General features: G+C 68.5%; 24 protein-coding genes and 2 tRNA genes. 5 read left to right on the top strand and 21 right to left on the bottom strand.

Translation table 11 applies throughout. From position 1 onward, the window contains the following. Positions 1 to 58 precede the first annotated feature (58 nt). The 5 genes from TTH_RS06980 to TTH_RS06960 form a co-directional block, all read right to left on the bottom strand. Positions 59 to 1,063 (bottom strand): homoisocitrate dehydrogenase, encoded by a 1,005-nt coding sequence (locus TTH_RS06980; RefSeq protein WP_011173431.1) that lies wholly within the window; start codon positions 1,061 to 1,063, stop codon positions 59 to 61. A 54-nt stretch (positions 1,064 to 1,117) separates the two neighbouring features. Then, positions 1,118 to 1,609 (bottom strand): DUF5317 domain-containing protein, encoded by a 492-nt coding sequence (locus TTH_RS06975; RefSeq protein WP_011173430.1) that lies wholly within the window; start codon positions 1,607 to 1,609, stop codon positions 1,118 to 1,120. Positions 1,610 to 1,659: 50 nt separating this feature from the next. Beyond that, positions 1,660 to 3,066 (bottom strand): HD-GYP domain-containing protein, encoded by a 1,407-nt coding sequence (locus TTH_RS06970; protein ID WP_011228635.1) that lies wholly within the window; start codon positions 3,064 to 3,066, stop codon positions 1,660 to 1,662. A 550-nt stretch (positions 3,067 to 3,616) separates the two neighbouring features. Further along, positions 3,617 to 3,692 (bottom strand) — tRNA-Phe (locus TTH_RS06965). A gap of 1 nt (position 3,693) precedes the next feature. After that, a tRNA-Asp gene (locus TTH_RS06960) sits at positions 3,694 to 3,770 on the bottom strand. Positions 3,771 to 3,835: 65 nt separating this feature from the next. On the opposite strand from TTH_RS06960, the gene TTH_RS06955 reads away from it, so the two are divergent. Then, positions 3,836 to 4,201 (top strand): hypothetical protein, encoded by a 366-nt coding sequence (locus tag TTH_RS06955; RefSeq protein ID WP_164926058.1) that lies wholly within the window; start codon positions 3,836 to 3,838, stop codon positions 4,199 to 4,201. On the opposite strand, the gene TTH_RS06950 is transcribed toward TTH_RS06955, so the two are convergent. Further along, complete coding sequence (locus TTH_RS06950) at positions 4,164 to 4,922, bottom strand: type III pantothenate kinase (protein WP_011228633.1); 759 nt, start codon at positions 4,920 to 4,922, stop codon at positions 4,164 to 4,166. The genes TTH_RS06955 and TTH_RS06950 overlap by 38 nt on opposite strands. After that, the gene (locus TTH_RS06945) at positions 4,922 to 5,347 is read right to left on the bottom strand and encodes an OsmC family protein (protein WP_011228632.1); all 426 of its coding nucleotides are present in this window, start codon (positions 5,345 to 5,347) and stop codon (positions 4,922 to 4,924) included. The genes TTH_RS06950 and TTH_RS06945 overlap by 1 nt, the downstream gene beginning before the upstream one ends. Positions 5,348 to 5,396: 49 nt before the next feature. Between TTH_RS06945 and TTH_RS06940 the strand changes: the two genes are divergently transcribed. Continuing rightward, positions 5,397 to 6,479 (top strand): N-acetylmuramoyl-L-alanine amidase family protein, encoded by a 1,083-nt coding sequence (locus TTH_RS06940; protein ID WP_011228631.1) that lies wholly within the window; start codon positions 5,397 to 5,399, stop codon positions 6,477 to 6,479. On the opposite strand, the gene TTH_RS06935 is transcribed toward TTH_RS06940, so the two are convergent. Next, the gene (locus TTH_RS06935) at positions 6,476 to 7,504 is read right to left on the bottom strand and encodes a hypothetical protein (RefSeq protein ID WP_011228630.1); all 1,029 of its coding nucleotides are present in this window, start codon (positions 7,502 to 7,504) and stop codon (positions 6,476 to 6,478) included. The genes TTH_RS06940 and TTH_RS06935 overlap by 4 nt on opposite strands. A 4-nt stretch (positions 7,505 to 7,508) precedes the next feature. Beyond that, entirely contained in the window at positions 7,509 to 8,270 is a 762-nt protein-coding gene (locus TTH_RS06930; protein ID WP_011228629.1) for a serine/threonine-protein kinase, read from the bottom strand. A 42-nt stretch (positions 8,271 to 8,312) separates the two neighbouring features. On the opposite strand from TTH_RS06930, the gene TTH_RS06925 reads away from it, so the two are divergent. Both TTH_RS06925 and lepB read left to right on the top strand, forming a co-directional pair. Further along, entirely contained in the window at positions 8,313 to 9,068 is a 756-nt protein-coding gene (locus TTH_RS06925) for a patatin-like phospholipase family protein (RefSeq protein WP_011228628.1), read from the top strand. Next, on the top strand, positions 9,065 to 9,871 hold the full coding sequence (gene lepB / locus TTH_RS06920) for a signal peptidase I (RefSeq protein ID WP_011228627.1): 807 nt from the start codon (positions 9,065 to 9,067) through the stop codon (positions 9,869 to 9,871). The genes TTH_RS06925 and lepB overlap by 4 nt, the downstream gene beginning before the upstream one ends. Positions 9,872 to 9,873: 2 nt before the next feature. Here lepB and TTH_RS06915 read toward each other — a convergent pair whose 3' ends face one another. The 3 genes from TTH_RS06915 to TTH_RS06905 are packed head-to-tail and all read right to left on the bottom strand — an operon-like array spanning position 9,874 to position 12,515. Continuing rightward, positions 9,874 to 10,437, bottom strand: coding sequence for a LutC/YkgG family protein (locus tag TTH_RS06915; RefSeq protein WP_011228626.1), 564 nt, complete (start codon positions 10,435 to 10,437; stop codon positions 9,874 to 9,876). Next, the gene (locus tag TTH_RS06910; RefSeq protein ID WP_011228625.1) at positions 10,427 to 11,815 is read right to left on the bottom strand and encodes a LutB/LldF family L-lactate oxidation iron-sulfur protein; all 1,389 of its coding nucleotides are present in this window, start codon (positions 11,813 to 11,815) and stop codon (positions 10,427 to 10,429) included. Before TTH_RS06910 ends, TTH_RS06915 begins: the two co-directional genes overlap by 11 nt. Next, entirely contained in the window at positions 11,805 to 12,515 is a 711-nt protein-coding gene (locus TTH_RS06905) for a (Fe-S)-binding protein (RefSeq protein ID WP_011228624.1), read from the bottom strand. Before TTH_RS06905 ends, TTH_RS06910 begins: the two co-directional genes overlap by 11 nt. Before the next feature lie 89 nt (positions 12,516 to 12,604). Between TTH_RS06905 and TTH_RS06900 the strand changes: the two genes are divergently transcribed. Beyond that, positions 12,605 to 13,618: a restriction endonuclease gene (locus tag TTH_RS06900; protein WP_011228623.1), complete on the top strand. Its 1,014-nt coding sequence runs from the start codon at positions 12,605 to 12,607 to the stop codon at positions 13,616 to 13,618. A 60-nt stretch (positions 13,619 to 13,678) separates the two neighbouring features. Here the strand turns inward: TTH_RS06900 and TTH_RS06895 are convergent, their stop codons facing one another. The 9 genes from TTH_RS06895 to gyrA form a co-directional block, all read right to left on the bottom strand. Then, positions 13,679 to 14,932: a sensor histidine kinase gene (locus TTH_RS06895; RefSeq protein WP_011228622.1), complete on the bottom strand. Its 1,254-nt coding sequence runs from the start codon at positions 14,930 to 14,932 to the stop codon at positions 13,679 to 13,681. Next, positions 14,933 to 15,616: a response regulator transcription factor gene (locus TTH_RS06890; protein WP_011228621.1), complete on the bottom strand. Its 684-nt coding sequence runs from the start codon at positions 15,614 to 15,616 to the stop codon at positions 14,933 to 14,935. Next, complete coding sequence (locus TTH_RS06885; RefSeq protein ID WP_011173415.1) at positions 15,613 to 15,978, bottom strand: hypothetical protein; 366 nt, start codon at positions 15,976 to 15,978, stop codon at positions 15,613 to 15,615. Before TTH_RS06885 ends, TTH_RS06890 begins: the two co-directional genes overlap by 4 nt. A gap of 9 nt (positions 15,979 to 15,987) precedes the next feature. Next, a complete protein-coding gene (locus TTH_RS06880) occupies positions 15,988 to 16,635 on the bottom strand; it encodes a DUF502 domain-containing protein (RefSeq protein WP_011228620.1) in 648 nt (215 codons plus the stop codon). A gap of 21 nt (positions 16,636 to 16,656) precedes the next feature. Continuing rightward, positions 16,657 to 17,265, bottom strand: coding sequence for a Crp/Fnr family transcriptional regulator SdrP (sdrP, locus tag TTH_RS06875; RefSeq protein WP_011173413.1), 609 nt, complete (start codon positions 17,263 to 17,265; stop codon positions 16,657 to 16,659). 76 nt (positions 17,266 to 17,341) lie between these two features. Next, on the bottom strand, positions 17,342 to 17,572 hold the full coding sequence (locus TTH_RS06870; RefSeq protein ID WP_008632830.1) for a hypothetical protein: 231 nt from the start codon (positions 17,570 to 17,572) through the stop codon (positions 17,342 to 17,344). Beyond that, on the bottom strand, positions 17,569 to 17,994 hold the full coding sequence (locus TTH_RS06865; RefSeq protein WP_011228619.1) for a nucleotidyl transferase AbiEii/AbiGii toxin family protein: 426 nt from the start codon (positions 17,992 to 17,994) through the stop codon (positions 17,569 to 17,571). Before TTH_RS06865 ends, TTH_RS06870 begins: the two co-directional genes overlap by 4 nt. Continuing rightward, positions 17,991 to 18,302, bottom strand: a complete 312-nt coding sequence (gene cutA / locus TTH_RS06860) for a divalent-cation tolerance protein CutA (protein ID WP_008632829.1) — start codon at positions 18,300 to 18,302, stop codon at positions 17,991 to 17,993. The genes TTH_RS06865 and cutA overlap by 4 nt, the downstream gene beginning before the upstream one ends. Then, entirely contained in the window at positions 18,302 to 20,719 is a 2,418-nt protein-coding gene (gene gyrA, locus TTH_RS06855) for a DNA gyrase subunit A (RefSeq protein ID WP_008632827.1), read from the bottom strand. Before gyrA ends, cutA begins: the two co-directional genes overlap by 1 nt. Positions 20,720 to 20,738 lie beyond the last annotated feature (19 nt).

Below are 20,738 nucleotides of genomic sequence, written 5' to 3'. Positions count from 1 at the left end.
TGGCAACCCCCTAAAAAGGCTTCCTGGCCCCCCTTGGGGGCCAGGAAGCCTTTCCCGCCTACAGGCTCTTGAGCGCCTCCACCACGGCCTCGGTGAAGGCTTCCGTGGTGGCGTCCCCGCCCAGGTCGGGGGTCCTGGGCCCCCGCTCCAGCACCAGGTCCACCGCCTTCTCCACCCGCTTGGCCGCCTCCTTCTCCCCCAGGTAGTCCAGCATCATGGCCGCGGAGAGGATGGCCGCCGTGGGGTTGGCGATGCCCTTGCCGGCGATGTCGGGGGCGGAGCCGTGGACGGGCTCAAAGACCGCGGTGGTGTCCCCGATGTTGCCCGAGGGGGCGAGGCCCAGGCCCCCCACGAGCCCCGCGGCGAGGTCGGAGAGGATGTCCCCCAGGAGGTTGGTGGTGACGATGACGTCAAAGCGCTCGGGACGCATGACGAGCTGCATGGCGCAGTTGTCCACGATGATGTCCTGCACGTTCACCAGGGGGAAGTCCTTGGCCACCTCCTTGACCGTGTCCAGGAAGAGCCCCTGGGTGAGGGGGAGGACGTTGGCCTTGTGGGCGATGTGAAGGGTTTTGCGGGGCCGGCCCTCGGCGATCCTTAAGGCGGCCCGGCCGATGCGCTCGCTGGCCTTCTTGGAGATGACGGCGTCGGCGATGGCCACGTCCAGGTAGCGCCTTTCCTGCTCCACGTAAAGCCCTTCGGTGTTCTCCCGGACGATGACCAGGTCCACGCCGGGGCGGCTTCCCGGGACGGGGCGGCTCTTGGCGGGGCGGACGTTGGCGTAGAGGTCCAGCCTGCGCCTGAGGTAGCGGATCGCCCCGAAGAAGCCCGGCACTTTACGGGTGGGGCTGGTGGCGGCCCCGAAGAGGGTGGCGTGGCAGGACAGGATCTTCTCCACCGTCTCCTCGGGGACGGAGGTCCCTCTTCTCTCAAAGGTCTCCCAGCCCGCCTCCGCCTCCACGAACTCCAGGGGGAGGCCGGTGGCCTCCAGCACCCTCCGCGCCGCGGGGATGACCTCGTGCCCGATGCCGTCGCCCTCAATCAAGCAGATCCGGTACGCCATGCTTCCTCCCGGTCAGGGGTATAGCCCCTTGGGGAATATACACTACACCCCGCCTTACCCGCGCAGGGCGAGGAGGGCGAGGACGAAGGCGAGGTAAAGGAGGAGGCGGAGGGCGAGGGCCCTCCGCCGCAGGCGGACCCCGCCCTTGAGGGCCCCCTCCACCACCACGCCGACGATCCCCAAGAGGATGAAGAGGTCCCCCGGGCTCACGACCTTCCTCAGGGGAGGCAGGGGGATGACGTCCCCCAGGAAGGGGAGGCGGGTCTTCTCGTCCAGAAGCGCGTGGACCGCGTCCCCTTTGTCCCGGAGGAGGTCCGCGAACTCCCCGATGCCCGCCCGGTGGAGGGCGGTGGGGCTCACGGGCATGTGCCCCCCGTTGGCGAAGATGACGAGGGCGTTGAGGAGGAGGCCGAGAAGGACCAGGTAGAGGCTTTTGAGGTGGCGGTTCTGGTAAAGGCCGTAGCCCACCAGGAGGAGGACCAGAAGCTTGGCCAAGGGGCCGGCCACCTCCGGGGCGAAGAGGCCCCGGTAGGTCCCGTAGGCCAACCCCCCTTCCAAGAGGGCGGCCAGAAAGAAGGCCCAGGCCGCCCTGAGCTCTATTCCTCCGAGGTCCTTGGGCCGGGCTCCGAGGGCGAGGGCGAGGCCGAGGCCGAAGAGGGCTGCGAGAAGGTAGAGCGTGATACCGATCCCTCCTTTGCCGCCAGATAGGCGTGGCGGTCGCGCCAGATGGGGTTCTGCGCCCAAAGCTCGGTGAAGGCTTCCACCAACCGGGGGTCAAACTGGTGGCCGGAAAGCTCCTGGACCTCCCTCAGCGCTTCCTCGGGGGTCTTGGCCTTGCGGTAGGGCCGCCCCGCGGTCATGGCCTCGTAAGCGTCCGCCAGGCCCACGATGCGGGCCTCCTCGGGGATCTCGTGCCCGGCGAGCCGCTTGGGGTAGCCCCGCCCGTCCCAGCGCTCGTGGTGGTGCAGGATGACGTTGTAGACGAGCTGGTCAAAGGCCACCTTCCGCGCCGGAGAGAGGAGCTCGGCCCCCTTGGTGGTGTGGCTTTGGATGAGGGCGAACTCCTCGGGGGTGAGGGATCCGGGCTTGAGGAGGACGGCCTCGGGGATGGCGATCTTGCCGATGTCGTGGAGCCTGGCCGCCCGGTAGATGGCCTGGGCGTAGGCCTCGTTCCCGTCCTTGACCTTGCGGGCCAGGTCGCGGGCGATGTCCGCCACCCGTTCGGAGTGGAGGCGGGTCATGGGGTCCTTGGCCTCGAGGGCGTTCATCAGAAGCTCCAAGGTGGTGTCAAAGGCCTGCTCCAGGCGCACCTTCTCGTCCCAGTAGAAGCGGCTGTAGTAGAGGGGGATGAGGAAGAAGAGCACCGTCCACCCACCCCAGTTCCCCAGGAGGGGCGTTTCGTACGCCCGGGCGAGGAGGAGGGCGATGGGGGAGAGGAGGAGGTAGCTGAGGGCAAGCCAGCTGAAGTTTTTCCGCCACGCTTCATGCCAGGGAACGTCGTTGGCTAGGTGGATGGCGGTGGTTACCAGGGTGGTGTTGGCTAGGAAGAAGGCCAGGGAGGCCGCGGCGATGCCTACCCCGGCGGAAAGGTCCCACGAGCCGAGATATAGGGGGTTCTGCTGAAAGAACTGCCAAACCAGGGCCGCCAGGGCGGTGGCCAAAGCATTCTGGGAGCTATTAAAGAGCTCCTTGTACCAGACTTTTCGGCGCCACTGAAGCAAAAAGCTGAGAAGGGGTGGTACCCATGGGGATGTTAACGCTACCAAAGCCAGGGCAAAGATAAAAAACTGGCTCATGCTGGCGCTTAAGGGAAGGGGGACGCGAACGGATACGCTCCAAAGCATAAGCGCCCCCCAGAAGAGCAGGTCCAGGAGGCTCAAGCGGAGGGGCGCACTTCTGTAGGCCCAAAGCAAGAAACCCTCCAGGGCCAGGAAGCCCAGGAAGGCCGAAAGGACCAAAAGGAGCACCCGCGGCGGGGGAAGCTCCAAGCGTTTAAAGGCCATGGTGGCCTGAGTGTAGCAAATCCCCCTTCCCCGGTGCAAGAAAAAGGAGGCCAGCTTAGCTGGCCTCCTTCCTATTCCCAGCGAGCACTTGCTCCAGCCGCAAGCCCGAGAGCGATCAAGCTGCCGAGAAGAACCAACACACGCGCGATCAGCTTCTTCATCTTCATCCCTCCTTTTCTTCCGCTTCCGGGGGGTCGGCCCCGTCTGCTTGGCTTTCACTTTAGGAGGGGTCGTCAATACTGTCAAGAGGGGAAGAATAGGTATCAGTACGCAATAGATTGCTTCGCTCCTCACATAGTTCTGGAATGGTTAGTATCTTGCTTTAGCCTAGCACAGACCGGCGCCGCTAGGCTTGGTGGGTAAACCCAGGGGTAGGGCCTGGGGTCCTTGCGGACGTCCAGGCCCCGGCGAACCCCTACCGCCTCATACCCTCGCCTCCAAGGGGGGAGGGAAGCGTAGGCGTGACGCGCGTCGCCCCCTTCCCGCCCAGTTTAGCAACCCACCAAAGCAAAACGCCCGCTCACTTTGGAGCGGGCGCCAGGCTCGTCCTTGGTGCCGAGGGGCGGAATCGAACCGCCGACACTGCGATTTTCAGTCGCATGCTCTACCAACTGAGCTACCTCGGCGTGGCGGCCCCGACGGGACTCGAACCCGCGATCTCCCACGTGACAGGCGGGTGTGTTAACCAACTACACCACGGGGCCTTGGGTTGTTGCCGGGTCGGGGGCGTCCGACCGGGCACTTAGGATGATAATCGGGCGTGCGGCGAGTGTCAAGCTTGACCTGGAGCGAGGTTCTCGGCTACCACCGGACGCGAAAGGGGATCGGGAGGCGGAGCCTTTTGGTGGATCGGGGGGAGTCGGGCTACCGCAACCGCTTCCTCCCGGACGGCCGCATCCTCTATATGGGCGAGGGAAAACGGGGGGACCAGGAGCCCGTGGGGGGGAACCTGCGCCTTCTCCTCGCCCACCGGGAGGGTACGCCCTTAAGGGTCTTCCTCCGGGAGAGGCCCGGGGTCTGGCGCGACCTGGGGTGCTACCGGGTGGAGGGGTGGCGGTACGCCCTCTTGGAGGAGGAGGGGAGGTGGGTTTACTGGTTCACCCTCGCCCCAGGTGGATGCGGAGAAGCCCCTTGAGGGTGAGGTCCTCGTCCACCACGTCAAAGCAGGGGCAGAGGGGCCTAAGGGTCTCGGCGAACCCCCCCGTGGCGATCACCAGGGCCTCCCCGGCCTCCTCCTTGAAGCGGCGCACCATCCCCTCCACCAGGGCGGCGTACCCCAGGACGAGGCCGGAGCGGAGGGCCTCGAGGGTGTTCTTCCCCACCGCGGCCTTGGGCGGGGTGAGGTCTATGCGGGGGAGCTTGGCGGTCCGTTGGGCCAGGGCGTCCGCCGCGGTCTGGGGGCCGATGGCGATGGCCCCGCCCAGGTAGCGGTTGGGCGCCTCCACCAGGTCAAAGGTGGTGGCGGTGCCGAAGTCCACCACGATGTAGCGCCCCGTGGGGCTCGGGTAGGCCAGGGCGCCCACGGCGTTCACCAGGCGGTCGGCCCCGGCCTCCCTGGGGTTGTCTATGAGGACCTCGAGGCCCGTGTCCGCCGCCTCCACCACCCGGGCCTCCACCCCGAAGAGCCGTTCAATGGCCCGCTTCATTTCCCGCTCCACGGGGGGGACCACGCTTGCGAGGAGGGCGGCCTTGGGGGGCGGGAGGTCCTCCAGGGCGAAGAGGTTTTTCAGGATGACCCGGTACTCGCTTTCCATCCGCATCCGGTCGGTGTGGATGCGGAAGTGGGCGATGAGTTCTTCCCCGGAGAAGAGCCCTAAGGCGGTGGAGGTGTTGCCGATGTCCACCGCGAGGAGCATCAGCCCTCTCCTTCCTCCCCCTCCCAGGGCTCCAGGACGACCCGGGTGGTGATCTCGGCGTTGAGGGTGGCCGAGACGGAGCAGTACTTGGTGTGGGAGAGGTGGACGGCCCGCTCCAGGGCCTCGAGGGTCACGCCCGGCCCCGAGGCGATGTGGGTCACGGTGATGCGGGTGTAGCGCCTGGGGTGGGTCTCGGCCCTTTCCCCCTCCACCTCCACCCGGTAGCGGGCGAGGGGCTGCTTTTTCTTGCGCATGATGTCCACCACGTCGTAGGCGGTGCAGGCCCCGAGGGCCATGAGGAGGAGCTCCATGGGGCGGGGTCCGGTGGAGGGCTGGTCCCCGTCAATCATCACCTTGTCCCCCTGCTCGTTCACGCCCAGGAAGCGGTGCCCCACGATCTGGTGGACCACGACCTTCTTCGTCATGAGCCGGATTTTACCAGGCCCTCATCCGGACGGCTAGAATGGGGCGTAGATGCGCTTCCTTCTCCTCTTCCTCTGGCTTTGGGCCTGGGCTTGGGCCTTTCCCCGGGTGGGGGTCCAGGAGGGCTTCACCCGGGTCGTCTTTGACCTGCCCTCGGAGGCGGTGCGCTACACCCTGGAGCGGGGGGAGAACCTCCTCGTGGTGGTGCTCTTGGGCCTCAAGGCCCCGCCCACGGAGGAGGTGGTGAACTCCAAGGAGGTGGCCTCGGTCCAGACCCTTCCGGAGAAGGAAGGGGTCCGGGTCCTCATCCGCACCAAGGGGCCGGTGGAGGTGACCGTTTCCCGCTACAAGGACCCCGAGCGCCTGGTCTTGGACCTGAGCCTCGCGCAAAAGGCCACCGCCCCCCCTCCGCCGCCGAAGCCCAAGCCCCCCGACCCCCCTAAGCCCGTGGTCCTCCTGGACCCGGGGCACGGCGGGGTGGACCCGGGGATGGTGGGGCACGTGGTGGAAAAGGAGGTGGTCCTGGACGTGGCCCTCCGCCTCAAGCGCCTCCTGGAGAAGGAGGGGATTGAGGTCCGCCTCACCCGGGACAAGGACATGCACCTCTCCCCCGACAAGCGGGAGGACCTTTCCCGGCGGGCGGCCATGGCGGACAGCTCCCGGGTGAACCTCTTCATCTCCATCCACGTGAACGCCTCCCCCACCCGCACCGCCCAAGGGGTGGAGGCCTACTACTTCGGCCGGGCGCAGGACCCGAGGGTCGTGGCCCAGGTGATCCGGGAAAACGGCGGCGGGGAGCTGGGCCGGCGCCTCACCGAGGAGGCCAAGAGCGTGGCGGAGCGGATCCTCACGGACATCGTGGCCCAGGCGAACCAGCGCTACAGCCAGCGCCTGGCGGAGACCCTGGGCCGGAAGCTCTCCCAGGCCACGGGAAGCCCCTACCGGGGGAGTTTCCCCGGCGACTTCTTCGTTCTCCGCTACGCCAAGGTGCCGGCGGTCCTGGTGGAGATCGGCTTCGGGGACCACCCTGCCGAGGGGCGGAGGCTCGCCGAGGCGGCCTACCGGGAACGGGTAGCCCAGGGCCTGGCGGAGGGGATCCTCGCCTTTCTCGCCCAGGGGGCCTTCGCCCGCTAGGGCCTGGGGCAGGGCCTCTTGCCGGGTGGGGGGATCTTCCGGAAGGAGGCCGGATACCAGGAGAGGGGAAGGGGCGAGGCCTTGAGGGTCCAGGGCCTTTTGGGGAGGGTGAGGGGTTCCGTGCGGTAGGGAATGGGCTCCCCCGCCTCGGCCTCGAGGTCCAGGAAAAGCCCCTCCCCCTGGAAGAGGGCCCGGTAGGAGTACCCGTACGCCCAGGGAGGGTCTAGGGCCCGGAGGGAAGCCCCTGGGCCTCCCCCGTGGCGGGCTCCTTTGGGCCCGAGCCAGAGGCCCTGGAGGACGCCCGCCACCTCCGCCTCCCCCACGAGGTACGCCCCCTGCCAGGCCCTGAGGTAGTCAAAGCCGGGGCGGCGCAGGAGGCGGGCCTTTCCCCGAAGAAGTCCGGGCCAGTCCAGAACTAGGCCCTCCGAGTCCCCTTCCACCTCCAGGCGCCCCACCGCTCCCCGCTCGCCCAGGAAGCGGAGGTAGTCGTTCCCCGGGAAGCCGCTTTGGTAGCCCTGGGCGTAGCCGTCTTTGAGGCCGAGGAAGAAGGCGTCAAACCCCCCGGGGCTGGCCACGCGGCCCACCAGAAAGAGGACCCCCGCGCGGTAGAGCCCGCCGTAGGCGTACCCCTCCGCGGGCAGGGGGAGGCGGTGGGCCCGCGTCCCCTCTAGGACCAACGCCTGCCAGCCCTGGGGCCCCAGGTGGCCCCCCCAGGCGAAGCGGCCGTCGGTCCCCCAGAGGATGCCTTGGCCGCCCACCAGGGCCGCGAGGGGGCGGCCCTCGGCGTCCAAGGTGACCCGGAGGAGGCGCTCCCCTAGGTGGCCCACCGCCAGGTACCCCCCGGGCCTTCGGGCCAGGCCGTAGAGGGCGGAGTTGGCCTCCCCCTCCAGGAGGTAGGCCCCCGCGGGGCCCAGGATCAGGGCCCGGTGCCCTCCTTCCACCAGAAGCCGCCCCACCGCCACCTCGCCCAGGCCCGCGAAAAGGGCCGAGCCCAAGAGGGTGGAGAGGAGCAGGCAGGAGGGCATGGCGCTAAAAGGGGAAGGCCTTCAGGGCCTCCTGGGCCGTGGGGAAGCGCGCCTTGGGGTCGGGGGCGAGGAGGCGTTCCAGGTAAAGGGCGGCCTCCTCGCCGAGCCCCGCCACGGGCGGATGGGGTCCCCGGTCGGGGTCCAGGGAGACCTGGCCCGAGGGGTCGGCGAAGGGGTGCTCCCCGGTGAGCATCCAGTAGAGGATGATCCCGGCGGCGTAGACGTCGGCCTCGGGGCCCGAGGGCAGGCCCCGGAGGAGCTCGGGGGCGAGGTAGGCGGGGGTGCCCAGGAGAAGGGGCTTTTGGAAACGCTCCTGGGCGGGGCCCGAGAGGTCAAAGTCCAGGAGGCGGGCCTCCCCGGCGTTCACCAGGATGTTCTCGGGCTTCACGTCCCGGTGGACCAGGCCCTTTTCGTGCATGTGGGCGAGGGCGAGGAGGAGCTGGTGGAAGACCCGCATCGCCTGGGAAAACGCGGGGCTTTTCCCCATCCAGCGGCCGAGCTCCTCCCCCGGGGCGTAGGCCAGGAGGAGGGCGGGGCCTTCCTCCAGGTCCAGGGCCTCGAGGACGGGGTTGAGGTTGGGGTGGGCGAGCCTTCGCCCCACCCAAAGCTCCCGGTCCCGGCGGGGGCGGGCCTTCGGGGGGAAGAGCTTGAGGGCGTAGGGGGTGCCGAAGGGGTCAAAGGCCAGGTAGACCCGGGCCAGGGCCCCGCGGGCCAGGGGCCGCACCACCCGGTAGCGGCCCGAGAGGGTTTTGCCCACCAGGCTCACCGCCCCCACTATACCCTCAGAAAACCCGGGTACCATGGGCCCATGCGCGGCCTCGTGCTTTCCGGAGGCGGGGCGAGGGGGTTCGCCCACATCGGCGCCCTGGAGGTCTTCGTGGAGGCGGGGCTGGACTTTGAGGTGGTGGCCGGGGCGAGCATGGGGGCCATCGTGGGGGCGCTTTTCGCCGCGGGAAGAAGCCCTCAGGAGATCCTGGAGATCGCCCGGAACACCCCCTGGCTCGGGATTTTGGGCTTCTCCTTTCGGGAGGCCCTCTTCTCCCGGGGGCGGCTCAGGCGGTACCTCGCCGAGCACCTGCCCCAGGATTTCGCCGACCTCAAGCGCAGGCTCGTGGTCACGGCGGTGGAGGTGCGGAGCGGGCGGGTGGTCTACCTCTTCCAGGGCGACCTGGTGAGCGCGGTCTTGGCCTCGGCGGCCCACCCCCTCCTCCTCAGGCCGGTGCGGCGGGAGGGCCTCCTCCTCTTTGACGGCGGGGTCCTGGACAACCTGCCCGTGGACGCGGCCAGGTTCTTGGGGGCGGAGGAGGTCTGGGCCGTGGACGTGACCCCGGAGCGGAGCGTGGAAAAGCCCCCCGAGGGGGTTTTGGGCCTCGCCCTCAGGGCGGTGGACCTGATGCAGCACCACCTCACGGCAAGCCGCATGGCCCTCTACGCCCCCGAGGTCTACCTGAGGCCCGAGCTCGGGGAGGTTGCGGTGCAGGACTTCCTCCGCCTCGAGGAGGCGGTGGAGGCGGGCAGGAAGGCGGCCAAGCGCTTTCTGGAGAGTAGAGTGGGGGAGGTATGAAGGCCTTTTGGGACTACTTGTTCAAGGAGTGGTTCCGCCAGGTGGGGGAGGCCCTCCTGGTGGCCTTTTTGGTCACCACCTTCGTCTTCACCACGGTGGGGGTGGTGGGGCAGAGCATGTACCCCACCTTGAGGAACGGCGAGCGGGTCCTGGTGCCCAAGTGGGAGACCTGGCTCGTCCGCCTGGGGTTCATGGAGTGGCGGCGGGGGGAGATCGCCATCCTCAAGCCCCCGGAGGGCACCCCCTTCTCCACGGCCCGCTTCCCCGTTTTGGGCTTCTCCTTCCGGGCCTTCTTCATCAAGCGCATCGTGGCCGTCCCCGGGGACGAGGTCTACGTGGACCGGGGGGTGGTTTACGTGAACGGGAAGCCCTTGGCGGAGACCCACATCACGGACCGGATCACCCCCTGGCCCGACTCCTTCCCCGGGGTGTGCTACGAGGGGGGGCGCCTCACCCGGATCGTCACCCAGCAAGGGGATTTCCCGGTGGAGCTTCTTCCCGCCTACCTCCGGCCCCTCAAGGAGATGCTCCTCCCCCCCTCGCAGGAGACTTTGGCCCGAAGCGAGCTTGGGGAGGTCTGCGAGGTGGGGCGGATCAAGCTGAAGCCGGGGTACTACTTCGTCATGGGGGACAACCGCACCCTAGGGGGCTCGGAGGACTCCCGCACCTTCGGCCCGATCCCCGTGGAGAGGATCGCGGGGCGGGCGAGCTTCGTCTGGTGGCCCGTGGTGGTGCGGGAGGAGGGGGGCTTTAGGCTCAACCTCCGCGCCCTCGCCATCCCCCCCGCCTACCGCCTGGAGTGAGCTCACTCCAGGACGACCACCACGAGCCTCCCGGGCCCGTGCACCCCTTTGACCATTACCTGGCCGATGTCGGCGCTCTTGGAGGGGCCGGAGTGGAGGCCCAGGGCCCTGGGCAGGGTTTGGAGGTCCTGGAGGGCCTCGAGGAGGGTGCCGTAGACCCGGTTCGCCTCCACGAAGACCAGGTGGGTAGGGGGGAGGAGGTGGGCCTTGCGCCCGTCCTCGCTGGAGAGGGCCACGCTCCCCGTCTCCGCCACGGCGAAGAGGGCCCAGGAGACCCCCAAGGGGGCCTCCTCCGGGGGCAGCTCGGGGAGGGGGGGCCTGAGGTCCTGGGGGAGGGTCTTGCCGAAGGCGGCCCCGGGAAGCCCCTCGGCGAGGCGTTGGGCGAAGGCTTTGGCCTCTTCCCGGGGAAGCCTCGTGGCCTCGGCCCCGTTTTCCTGAAGGCGCCTCAGGAGGAGGTCCACGGGGTCCTCGTGAAGGGGGGTGTGGGGGTGCTCGGGGAGGAGGGCCTTGGGGCGCTCCTTTAGGGCCCGCTGCACCCGGGCGAGGATCCTGGTCCTAGCCTCCACGCTCCACCTCCTTCCAGAGCTCGTGGAAGGGCTTGGGGCTTGGCTTCAGGGGGCCCCTGCCCTCCGTCCAGGCCTTAAGGAGGGGGAGGAGGTCCTGGGGGAGGGGAAGGCCCCTTAAGCCCTTGGAGAAGAGGCGGTAGAGGGCGGGGCTTTCCATGACCTTGCGGAAGGCCCGCATGGCCCCGTGCTCCCACGAGGGGGTGAGGCCCTCCTCCACCGCCCGGTGCCGCCAGGTGAGGAGGAGCTTGGGGATGGGGATCTTCACCGGGCAGGCCTCCAGGCAGGCCCCGCAGAGGGTGGAGGCGTAGGGCAGGGGGTAGGCCTCCTCCAGGGTGAGGAGCCCGGGGTCCAGGACCGCCCCGATGGGGCCGGAGTAGACGTAGCCGTAGGGGTGCCCCCCGGTCTGGCGGTAGACGGGGCAGGCGTTGAGGCAGGCCCCGCAGCGGAGGCACCTCAGGGTCTCCCAGGCCTCGGGGTCATGGAGGAGGGCGGTGCGCCCGTGGTCCACCAGGACCACGTGGACCTCCAGGGGGCCCTCCTCCCCCTCCCTGGCGGGGCCCTGGATGAGGGAGACGAAGGTGGAAAGGCGCTGCCCCGTGGCCGCCCGGGCGGCGAGGGGGAGGAAGAGGGCGAGGTCGGCGAAGCGGGGAAGAAGCTTCTCTATCCCCACGAAGGCCACGTGGACCCTGGGGAGGGAGGTGGAAAGCCTTATGTTCCCCTCGTTCTCCATGAGGGCCAGGGTGCCGGTTTCCGCCACCAGGAAGTTGGCCCCGCTGATGCCGAGCTCGGCGGTGAGGAAGGCCTCCCGTAGCACCTTGCGGGCCACCTGGGCCAGGGCCTCAGGGGGGGCGTCCAAAGGGGTGCCGAAGCGCTGGTGGAAGAGCCTCTGGATCTCCTCCAAGGAGAGGTGGATGGCGGGGCCCACGATGTGGCTCGGGGGCTCGCCCAGAAGCTGGATCAGGTACTCCCCGAGGTCCGTCTCGTAGACCTCCACCCCCAGGGCCTCGAGGAGGGGGTTCACCCCGAGCTCCTCGGTGAGCATGCTCTTGGCCTTCACCGCCCGCTTCACCCCGTGCCGGGCCACCACCTCCCTTAAGACCCGGTGGGCGTCCTCCGGGGTCTCGGCCCAGTGCACCTGGACGCCGTTTTCCCGAAGGCGCCTTTCCGCGAGCTCCAGGTAGTGGTCCAGGTGGGTGAGGACGTGGTCCTTCACCGCCTTGGCCCGTTCCCGCCACGCCTCAATGGGGACCTCGGCGTAGGCCTTGAGGCGGTTCCTTTCAAAGTGGAGGGTGGCCCCGGTGACCGCCTCCCGCACCCCGGGCTTTTCCCGGATGAGCCTTGCCGCTTCCTTGGGGTAGAGCTTCGCCTTAGCCCGCATACGCCTCCCAGAGCAGGGTGGCGAGGGGGGCCACCCTGAGGTTCTCGCCCTTCTTGCCCAGGCGCCCCGCGAGGTGGAGGAGGCAGCCCGCGTCCGTGGAGGTAAGGACCTCGGCCTTGGGCAAGGTGGCGAGCTTCCGGTCCGCCATGGCCAGGGAGACCTCGGGGAGCTTCACCGAGAAAAGCCCCCCGAAGCCGCAGCACTCCTCCCAGGCCTCCCAGGGGAGGACCTCGGCCCCGGCGTTTTGCAGGAGGAGAAGGGGCTCCTCCCGCACCCCGAGTTCCCTTAGGGCGTGGCAGCCGTGGTGGTAGGCCACCCTCCTCCCTTTAAGCCCCTCCCCGAGCTTCTCCACCCCGAGGACCCGCACCAGAAACTGGGAGAGCTCGTAGGTCTTCTCCGCCATCGCCAAAGCCTCCCGGTTTCCGGGAAGGAGCTCGGGGTAGTGGTTCTTCACCATGCTGGTGCAGCTTCCCGAGGGCAGGACCACGTACTCCGCCTCCTCAAAGACCTCCAGGGTCCTTTTGGCGAGGGGCCTCGCCTCGTCCCAGTACCCGGCGTTGAAGGCGGGCTGGCCGCAGCAGGTCTGGCCCTCGGGGAAGTCCACCTCCACCCCCAGGGCCCTTAGGAGCCTCACCGCCGCCACCCCGGCCTCGGCGTAGAACTGGTCCGCCAGGCAGGTGATGAAGAGGGCCACGCGCATTTGCGCTCAATATACTTCCATAGGACCCGGTTTGCCTCGGGAGGCTTCGCTTCCCGGCGAAGAGAATATCTTGGGGGGAGGTGGGAGGCATGGCGCTTTGGTTGGTGCGGGCGGGGAAACGCGGTGAGCAGGAAGAGTTTGCCCTGAATAACAGGGTTGCGGTCATTGGATGGGACGACTTGCCCGACCTCTCTCAGGTGCAAACTCGGGAGGAACTTTACAATCTCTTGGAGGAGACCTATCCCGAGATTCAACGTAAAGCCCTTCTCAGCTGGCTCAGTCAAATCTGGCCTTTTGTCCGCGAGATGCAGCAGGGCGATTTGGTTGCCCTGCCCTCCAAGCGGCGGCCCGTCGTTTATTTTGGGCGCGTAAAGGGTCCTTACGTTTACAACCCTAATAACCCTGAAGGGGCCAAACACACCCGCCCCGTGGAGTGGTTCAAGGAAATACCTCGGGACAGGATTGACAGGGACATCCTCTACTCCCTGGGGGCGTTTATGACCGTGTGCCGCATTCAGCGCAACAACGCCGAGGAACGCGTCGTGCGCCTCCTCGAGGGCAAGTCCCCCGAAAAAATCAAGAACGAAGAAAAGAAAGAGGGAGAAGGCTATCCAGCGGACTTGGAGGAGTACGCCCTGGATTTGATCCGGCAACACATTGCGCGCAAGTTTAAAGGGCACCGCTTGGCTTATCTCGTGGAGGCGATTCTTCAAGCCGAGGGGTACTTCACTTACCGTTCTCCCGAGGGACCCGATGGGGGTGTGGACATTCTGGCGGGGCGGGGTCCCCTGGGGTTTGACGAGCCTAGGCTCGCCGTACAGGTGAAGTCGGGGGATGCTCCCGTGGGTGGCCCCGAGCTCAACCAGCTTCGCGGCGCCATGGGCAAGCTGAACGCCCGCGTGGGGCTTTTTGTTTCCTGGGGTGGATTTAAGGGGGCCGCCGAGAAGGAGAAGGCGCAGTCCTTCTTTGAGATAAGGCTTTGGGACGCCAACGACCTCATTCAGGCCCTACTCGCCAACTACGAAAGGCTTCCCGACGATATTCAGGCGGAAATACCCCTCAAGCGCATTTGGATCCTGCTACCTGGTGAGGAAGAAGGGTGACGCTTTCTTGGTGAAGGCTCTGAAACGCAGCTTCTTTCTGGACATCCCTCCGGGCCCTCCTTAGGCCTCCTCCTCCAAAAGGGGCAACCGCACCCTGAAGACCGTGCGCCCGGGGCGGCTTTCCACGGCGATCTCCCCGCCGTGGGCCTTGGCGATGGCGTGGGCGATGGCAAGCCCAAGCCCCGTGCCCCCTCCGGGCCCCCGGGCGAAGCGCTGGAAGAGGCGGGGGAGGAGGTCCTCGGGGATCCCGGGCCCCGAGTCCTCCACCTCCAGGAGGGCGTGGTCGGCTTCCCGGCGCACCCGCACCCGCACGCCCTCCTTCCCCGCCGCCCGGACGGCGTTGGCGACGAGGTTGCGAAGGAGCTGGAGGAGGCGGTCGGGGTCCCCGAGGACCTCGGCGCTTTCCGCCTCGGCCGCCACCCCGTACTCCAGGGCCGCCTCCCGGGCCACCTCCCCCAGGTCCACGATGTGGAGGTTGAGGTTCCGCTCCACCTCCCCCCGGGCCAGGGCCAGCAGGTCCTCCACCAGGCGGCGCATCCGCTCGGCGGTGGCCCGGGCGGTGCGGAGGGCCTCGAGGTCCATGGGGTTCCGCCCCAGGCGGTCCAGGTGGCCCAGGAGGACGGTGAGGGGGGTCCTGAGCTCGTGGCTGGCCTCGGCGAGGAAGGCCCGCTCCCGCTCCTTGGCCTCCTTCAGGGCCTGGAGCAGGGCGTTCACCGCCTCCACCATGCGCCCGAACTCGTCCTTGGGCAGGCGGTGGGGCACGGGGTCCAGGCGGTCTGGGCTTCGGCGCGTGATCTCCCGGGCCACGGCCTCCAGGGGCCGGGCGGCGAGGCGGGCCGTGAGGTAGACCAAAGCCAGGCCCAGGGGGAAGAGGAGGAGGAAGGCGCGGAGGAGGGCTTCCCGGAGGGCCTCGAGGGCGGCCTCAATGGGGCTCGTCTCCGCGGTGAGGACGAGGAGGCCCAGGGGCGTGGCCACGAGGGCGGCGGCGAAGCCCTCTTCCCAGAGGACCTCCGGGGTGGGCCCCGCCCGGCGGAGCCTCTCTGGGGGGAGGCGGTGGTCGGGCCGGGTGAGGGCGAGGGGGGTGCCGTCTTGGGCGTAGAGGTGCAGGTAAACCCCGCCCGTGGTGAGGAGGGCGCCCGCCTGGCCCTTCCGGTAGGCCTCGGCCGCCCGGAGGGCGTCCTGGGCGAGGGTGGCCTCGAGGCGCCTTTTCAGGGCCTGGTCCACGCTGCGTCCCGCCAGGTACCAGGCCCCGCCCAGGAAAAGGAGCCACAAAAGGGCGAAGGCCAGGAAGAGCCGGGCGCGGAAGGAGAGCACCTAGCCCTCCTCCTCCCTCCTTCCCGGCCGCACGGCGTAGCCCACGCCCCGGACCGTGCGCAGGTACCCGTAGGCCCCCGCCTCCCGGAGCTTGGCCCGGAGGTTGGCCATGTGAACGTCCAGGACGTTGGAGTCCTTGCCCAAGGGCCTGCCCCAGACCCTTTCCTCAATCTCGGGGCGGGGGAAGACCCGTCCGGGCCGGCTCATGAGGAGGTGGAGGAGGTCAAACTCCTTGGGGGAGAGGCGGACCTCCCGCTCCCGGAAGAAGACCTGGCGCTTCCCGGGGTAGAGCTCCAGCTGGCCCACGGCGAGGACCTCGCTCCCCTCCTTGTGCCTAAGCTGCACCTGGATGCGGGCCAGGAGCTCCGCCGGGTGGAAGGGCTTCACCAGGTAGTCGTCGGCCCCGCCCGTGAGGAGGCTCACCTTGCGGTCCACCGCGTCCTGGGCCGTGAGGACGAGGATGGGGGTGTCGTCCGTGGCCCGGATCCTTCGCGCCACCTCCGCCCCGTCCAGGTCGGGGAGGCCGAGGTCCAGGACCACGAGGTCGGGCTTGCCCTCCCGGTGCCGGATCAGCCCCTCCATCCCCGTCTTGGCCCAGTCCACCTGGAAGCCGGCCTCCTTAAGCTCGGCCTCCACGAGCCGGGCCACCTCGGGGTCGTCCTCTATGAGGAGGATCCGCTTCATGGCCAAAGCCTCCCCGGAAGGGCCACGCCGTAGGCCTCTTGGAGGAGCCGGACCAGGCTTACCCGCTCCTTCCCCAAAAGGAGGAGCACGTCCCCCTCCGCCGCCACGCCGGGGAGGACCTGGGGCTTCTTCCCGGGCACGGAGAGGAGGAGGCGCACCTCCGTCCCGGGGCGGGGGGCGAGGGGCGGGGAGAGGGGGAGGAGGCGGTTCCCCTCGAGGCGCCAGGCGGCGAAGAGGGTCTTGAGGTCGGGGGAGAGGAGCCTGAGCTCCGTCCCCGGGGGCAGGGCCTGGCCGAGGAGGGGCGGCAGGGCCGCGAGGGCCAGGCCGCAAAGCCCCAGGAGGAGGACGAGGCGGCGCTTCACGCCCTCATTCTAGGACGGCCGCTCCGCCCTTTGTGGGAGGGAGGTTAAGGGGCCTTGGGGTTTTTCCGGGAGGAGGAAGCCCGCGGAGACCACGTACTTGAGGGCCTCCTCCACGCTGATCTCCAGGGGGAGGACCTCCTCCGAGGGGACCAGGACCACCATGCCGCTTGCGGGCACCGGGCTTGTGGGCACGAGGACGGCGGTGTAGCCCTCGGGCAAGGGGGGAAGCCTCCCCCCGACGCTTTGCACCACGAAGCAGAGGGCGTAAACCCCCCGCCTCGGGTACTCGATCACCGCCGCCCGGCTGAACTTCACCTCCTGGTGGCCGAAGAGGGTGTGGGCGATCTGCTGGACGGCCTTGTAGATGTCCCGGACGATGGGGAGGAGGAGAAGGGAGCGCTCCAGGGAGACGATGAGGCGCTTCCCCAGGTAGTTTTCCGCCAGGGTCCCCACCAAATAGACCAGGACCGCGGCGAGGAAGAGGCCCACGAAGGGAAGGAGGGGCTGGTAGGCCCGGGGCACCTCGAGGCCGAAGAGCCGCAGGAAGGCCTGGATGTAGGCCCCGGAATAGGTGTAGACCCACCCTAAGAGGTAGAGGGTGACAATGAGGGGAAGCAGCGTGACGAGACCGGTGATGAGGCGCTGGCGGAGCCGCATCCCCTCCAGTCTATAAAAGGCCTAGCGCCCCTGGCCCCGGCTTTCGGCGAGCTCCTTGAGCCCCTTGAGGTCCAGAAGCTGGATCTTCCCGTACCCGGAGCGGATGTACCCTTCTCGGGCGAGCTCCCCGATGACCTTGGTCACCGTTTCCCGGACGCTCCCCACCGCGGCCGCCAGCTCGTCGTGGGTGGCCTTGAGCACCACCTTGCCCTCCTCCTCGTGGGCCAAGGGGGTCTCCGAAAGCTCCAGGAGGGCCGCGGCCATGCGGTTCTTGAGGCGCTGGGTGGCGAGGCGCTCAATCCGGCGGTAGGCCTCGGCCAGGCCCTGGGAGAGGTGCTGGGCGAGGTCCTTGAGGAGCTCGGGGTCGGGGTTTTCCGGCAGGGGCTCGAGGCGGACGTCCGTGGCGGCCTCGGCGAAGTAGATGCGCTCCTGGCCGAAGAGGGCCTCCTCGCCGAAGAAGCCCCCGGGGCGGACGAGGCGGAGGGTGAGGGCGTTCCCCTCCTCGTCCACCGCTTCCAGGCGCACCAGGCCCTCGAGGACCCGGTAGGCCCGGTCCCTCGGCCCCGGCACCCCGGGGTAGAGGATGACGTCCCCCGCCTTGAAGCTCACGGTCTCGCGCACCTGGGTCATGCCGAACCTCCTTACCCCCAGGCTAGCACGGGGGCGGGGATTTTGTAAACCTTAGGGTTGCAAAAATCGCGCCGGGCTACCCCTTCCCTAGAGGGCGCTTCTTCGCCACGGGGAGGAGGCGGTGGATGGCGATCTTCGCCCTCTCCCCCCGCCCTTCCGCCTCGGCGAGCCTAAGCCTCGCCCAAAAAAGGGCCATCTCCCAAACGGCGCGAAGCCTTTCCTCTAGGGGCACCTCCCGCCACTCCGCCCGGTCGTCGGGGGGCGCGTCCAGGGGGAACCTGCGGGCCACGGGCCGGATCTCCCTCATTCCAGCTCCTCCAAGTCCCTGAGGTCCACGGGCCGCCCAAAGGCTCGCTTGAGGGCCTTGAAGTCTTCGGGGTGGACCACGTAGACTTGGACCCCTTCCACCTCGTGCTTCAGGGCCCGGACGAAGGCCTCGTCAAAGGGGGGCGTTTCCAGGATCACCAGGTCTATGCGGTTGGGGGCGTAGCCCAGCTGGACCACGCCGGGGCTTGCCAGGTCCTCCACGGTGAGGCCCAGGTCATCCCCCCCGAAGAAGCGGCGGATGGCGGCGAGGACCCTGGGGGCTTCCTCCGCGTCCACCCAGAGGTCCAGGTCCTTGGTGAAGCGAGGCCTTCCGAAGAAGGCCAGGGCGTACCCCCCGATGACCAAGAACCGGGCTCCCTCTTGGTGGAGGGCCCGGAGGAAGCCCAGCATGTCCGGGGTCATCCCGTGTTCTCCCGAAGCCAGTCCAGGTACTCCCGGTTCCCCTCGGCGATGGGCAGGGCCACGATCTCGGGCACGGTGTAGGGGTGGAGGGCCTTGACCCTTTCCTTGAGCTTAGGGAAGGCGTGGGTGGTGGTCTTGACGAGGAGGAGAAGCTCCTGGTCTTCCACCACCTCCCCCTGCCAGCGGTAGATGGAGGTGAGGCCGGGGACGATGTTCACGCAGGCGGCCAAGCGCTCCTCCACCAGGGCCTTGGCGATGGTCCTCGCCACCTCCTCGCTCGGCACCGTGATGAGCACGACCTCTTCCATCACTTTTCCTCCTCCACCACGAAGGCGCTCGCCACCTCGTCGTCCTCCGGGAGGTTCATCACCCTGACGCCGGCGGTGGCCCGGGAGTACTGCCGGATCTCGGCCACGGGGGTGCGGATGGCGAGGCCCCTACGGGAGAGGACCAGGAGGTCCTCCCCGCCCCGGACCTTGAGCAGGGCGGCGAGCCTCCCCACCTTGGTGGAGACGGCGTAGGTGATGACCCCCATCCCGCCCCGGCCCTGGAGGGGGTACTCGGAAAGGGGGGTGCGCTTGCCGTAGCCCCGGGTGCTCACGGAGAGGAGGTCCACCATCTCCCCGGGCTTCACCACCACCAGGGAGACCACGCGGTCCTCGGGCTTCTTGAAGCGGACGCCGATCACCCCTTGGGTGTCCCGGCCCGTGGCCCGCACCTCCTCCAGGGGGAAGCGGATGGCCTGGCCCTCTTGGGTGGCCAGGATGGCCTCGTCCTCGGGATCGGAGAGGGCGACCCCCACCAGGCGGTCCCCCTCCTGGAGCCTTATGGCGATGAGGCCCGCCTGGCCCAGGTTCTGGTACTCCTTGAGGGCGGTGCGCTTGACGAGGCCCCGCTCGGTGGCGAAGACCAGGTAGCCTTCCTGGTCCAGGCCCCGCACGGAGAGGAGGGCCGCCACCTCCTCGTCCTCGGCGAGGGGGAGGAGGCTTTTCACGTGGACGCCCCGGGCCTGGCGGCCCATCTCGGGAAGCTCGTAGACCTTGAGGCGGTAGACCCGGCCCCGGTTCGTGAAGAGGAGGAGGTCGTCGTGGGCGTCGGCCACGAAGACGTGGGTGGCCTCGTCTTCCTCCTTGGTCCTGCCCGCCAAAAGGCCCTTCCCCCCCCGGCCCTGGGCCCGGTAGCTCTCCAGGGGGAGGCGCTTGAGGAAGCCCTGGGCCGTGAGGGTGATGACCATGGGCTCGTCCTCAATCAGGTCCTCGGGGTTGAAGGTCTCCTCAAACTCGGTGATGAGGGTGCGCCGCGCGTCCCCGTACTTCTCCTTGACCCGGAGGAGGTCGGCCTTGACCTCGGCGAGGAGGCGGGCCTCGTCCTCGAGGATCGCCTTCAGGCGGGCGATCTCCTCCATGAGCCCCCGGTACTCCTCCAAAAGCTTCTCCCGTTCCAAGGCCACGAGGCGCTGGAGGCGCATGTCCAGGATGGCCTGGGCCTGGGCCTCGGAGAGGCCGAAGCGTTCCATGAGGGCGATGCGGGCCTTGGGGGCGTCCTCGGAGCCGCGGATCAGGGCGATGACCTCGTCAATGTGGTCCAGGGCGATGAGGAGGCCTTCCAGGACGTGGGCCCGCTCCTCCGCCTTCCTGAGCTCAAAGAGGCTCCGGCGGCGCACCACCTCCTTGCGGTGGTCCAGGTAGTGGCGCATCAGGTCCAGGAGGGAGAGGACCTTGGGCTCCCCGTCCACGATGGCGAGGAGGTTCACCGTGAAGGAGGTCTGGAGGGCGGTGTGCTTGTAGAGCTGGTTCAGGACCACCTGGGGGTTGGCGCCCCGCTTGAGCTCAATGGCGATCCTCAGGCCCTGCCGGTCGGACTCGTCCCGGAGGCCCACGATGTCCTCAATCTTCTTGGCCTTGACCAGGGCGGCGATCTGGGCGATGAGGCTCGCCTTGTTCACCTGGTAGGGGATCTCCGTCACCACCAGGACGGGCCTCTGCCCCTTCTCCTCCACCCGCACCTTGGCCCGCACCTTAAGGCTTCCCCGCCCGGTGGCGTAGGCCTCCTTGATGCCCTTCTTGGAGAGCTTCCCCCCGGTGGGGAAGTCGGGGCCGGGGAGGTGGCGCATGACCTCTTCCAGGGTGATGGCGGGGTTTTCGATCATGGCCACCAGGGCGTCCACCACCTCGGAGAGGTTGTGGGGCGGGAGGCTCGTGGCCATGCCCACGGCGATGCCGCTCGCCCCGTTCACCAGGAGGTTGGGTATGGCGGCGGGCAGGACCTCGGGCTCCTTGAGGGAGCCGTCGTAGTTGGGGCGGAAGTCCACCGTGTCCTTGTCAATGTCCAAAAGCATCTCCGCCCCGATGGGGGAAAGCCTGGCCTCGGTGTAGCGCTGGGCCGCCGGGGGGTCGCCGTCTATGGAGCCGAAGTTCCCCTGGCCGTCAATGAGGGGGTAGCGGAGGTTCCAGGGCTGGGCCATGCGCACCAGGGCGTCGTAGATGGCGGCGTCCCCGTGGGGGTGGTACTTGCCCATGACCTCGCCCACGATCTTGGCGCTCTTCACGTGCTTGCGCCCCGGCAGGACCCCTTCCTGGTAGGCGCCGAAGAGGATCCGCCTCTGGACCGGCTTGAGCCCGTCCCGCACGTCGGGCAGGGCCCGGTCCACGATGACGGACATGGCGTAGTTGATGAAGCTCTGCTTGAGCTCCTCGGTGATTTCTACAGGCAGTACCTGGGCCATAGCGCTCCTAGAAGGCGTT

The sequence above is a fragment of the Thermus thermophilus HB8 genome (genome assembly GCF_000091545.1).
GTDB lineage: Bacteria > Deinococcota > Deinococci > Deinococcales > Thermaceae > Thermus > Thermus thermophilus.
The sequence above is the reverse complement of the archived record's forward strand: the minus strand, read 5'-3'. Positions and strand labels throughout refer to the sequence as shown.

What these genes read in the sequence shown, in the direction of transcription:
- TTH_RS06980 (WP_011173431.1), bottom strand. Translation starts at nt 1,063, where the DNA reads ATGGCGTACCGGATCTGCTTGATTGAGGGCGACGGCATCGGGCACGAG.
- TTH_RS06970 (WP_011228635.1), bottom strand. Translation starts at nt 3,066, where the DNA reads ATGGCCTTTAAACGCTTGGAGCTTCCCCCGCCGCGGGTGCTCCTTTTG.
- TTH_RS06950 (WP_011228633.1), bottom strand. Translation starts at nt 4,922, where the DNA reads ATGCTCCTCGCGGTGGACATCGGCAACACCTCCACCGCCTTAGGGCTC.
- TTH_RS06945 (WP_011228632.1), bottom strand. Translation starts at nt 5,347, where the DNA reads ATGACGAAGAAGGTCGTGGTCCACCAGATCGTGGGGCACCGCTTCCTG.
- TTH_RS06940 (WP_011228631.1), top strand. Translation starts at nt 5,397, where the DNA reads ATGCGCTTCCTTCTCCTCTTCCTCTGGCTTTGGGCCTGGGCTTGGGCC.
- TTH_RS06935 (WP_011228630.1), bottom strand. Translation starts at nt 7,504, where the DNA reads ATGCCCTCCTGCCTGCTCCTCTCCACCCTCTTGGGCTCGGCCCTTTTC.
- TTH_RS06925 (WP_011228628.1), top strand. Translation starts at nt 8,313, where the DNA reads ATGCGCGGCCTCGTGCTTTCCGGAGGCGGGGCGAGGGGGTTCGCCCAC.
- lepB (WP_011228627.1), top strand. Translation starts at nt 9,065, where the DNA reads ATGAAGGCCTTTTGGGACTACTTGTTCAAGGAGTGGTTCCGCCAGGTG.
- TTH_RS06910 (WP_011228625.1), bottom strand. Translation starts at nt 11,815, where the DNA reads ATGCGGGCTAAGGCGAAGCTCTACCCCAAGGAAGCGGCAAGGCTCATC.
- TTH_RS06905 (WP_011228624.1), bottom strand. Translation starts at nt 12,515, where the DNA reads ATGCGCGTGGCCCTCTTCATCACCTGCCTGGCGGACCAGTTCTACGCC.
- TTH_RS06900 (WP_011228623.1), top strand. Translation starts at nt 12,605, where the DNA reads ATGGCGCTTTGGTTGGTGCGGGCGGGGAAACGCGGTGAGCAGGAAGAG.
- TTH_RS06890 (WP_011228621.1), bottom strand. Translation starts at nt 15,616, where the DNA reads ATGAAGCGGATCCTCCTCATAGAGGACGACCCCGAGGTGGCCCGGCTC.
- TTH_RS06880 (WP_011228620.1), bottom strand. Translation starts at nt 16,635, where the DNA reads ATGCGGCTCCGCCAGCGCCTCATCACCGGTCTCGTCACGCTGCTTCCC.
- sdrP (WP_011173413.1), bottom strand. Translation starts at nt 17,265, where the DNA reads ATGACCCAGGTGCGCGAGACCGTGAGCTTCAAGGCGGGGGACGTCATC.
- TTH_RS06870 (WP_008632830.1), bottom strand. Translation starts at nt 17,572, where the DNA reads ATGAGGGAGATCCGGCCCGTGGCCCGCAGGTTCCCCCTGGACGCGCCC.
- TTH_RS06865 (WP_011228619.1), bottom strand. Translation starts at nt 17,994, where the DNA reads ATGACCCCGGACATGCTGGGCTTCCTCCGGGCCCTCCACCAAGAGGGA.
- cutA (WP_008632829.1), bottom strand. Translation starts at nt 18,302, where the DNA reads ATGGAAGAGGTCGTGCTCATCACGGTGCCGAGCGAGGAGGTGGCGAGG.
- gyrA (WP_008632827.1), bottom strand. Translation starts at nt 20,719, where the DNA reads ATGGCCCAGGTACTGCCTGTAGAAATCACCGAGGAGCTCAAGCAGAGC.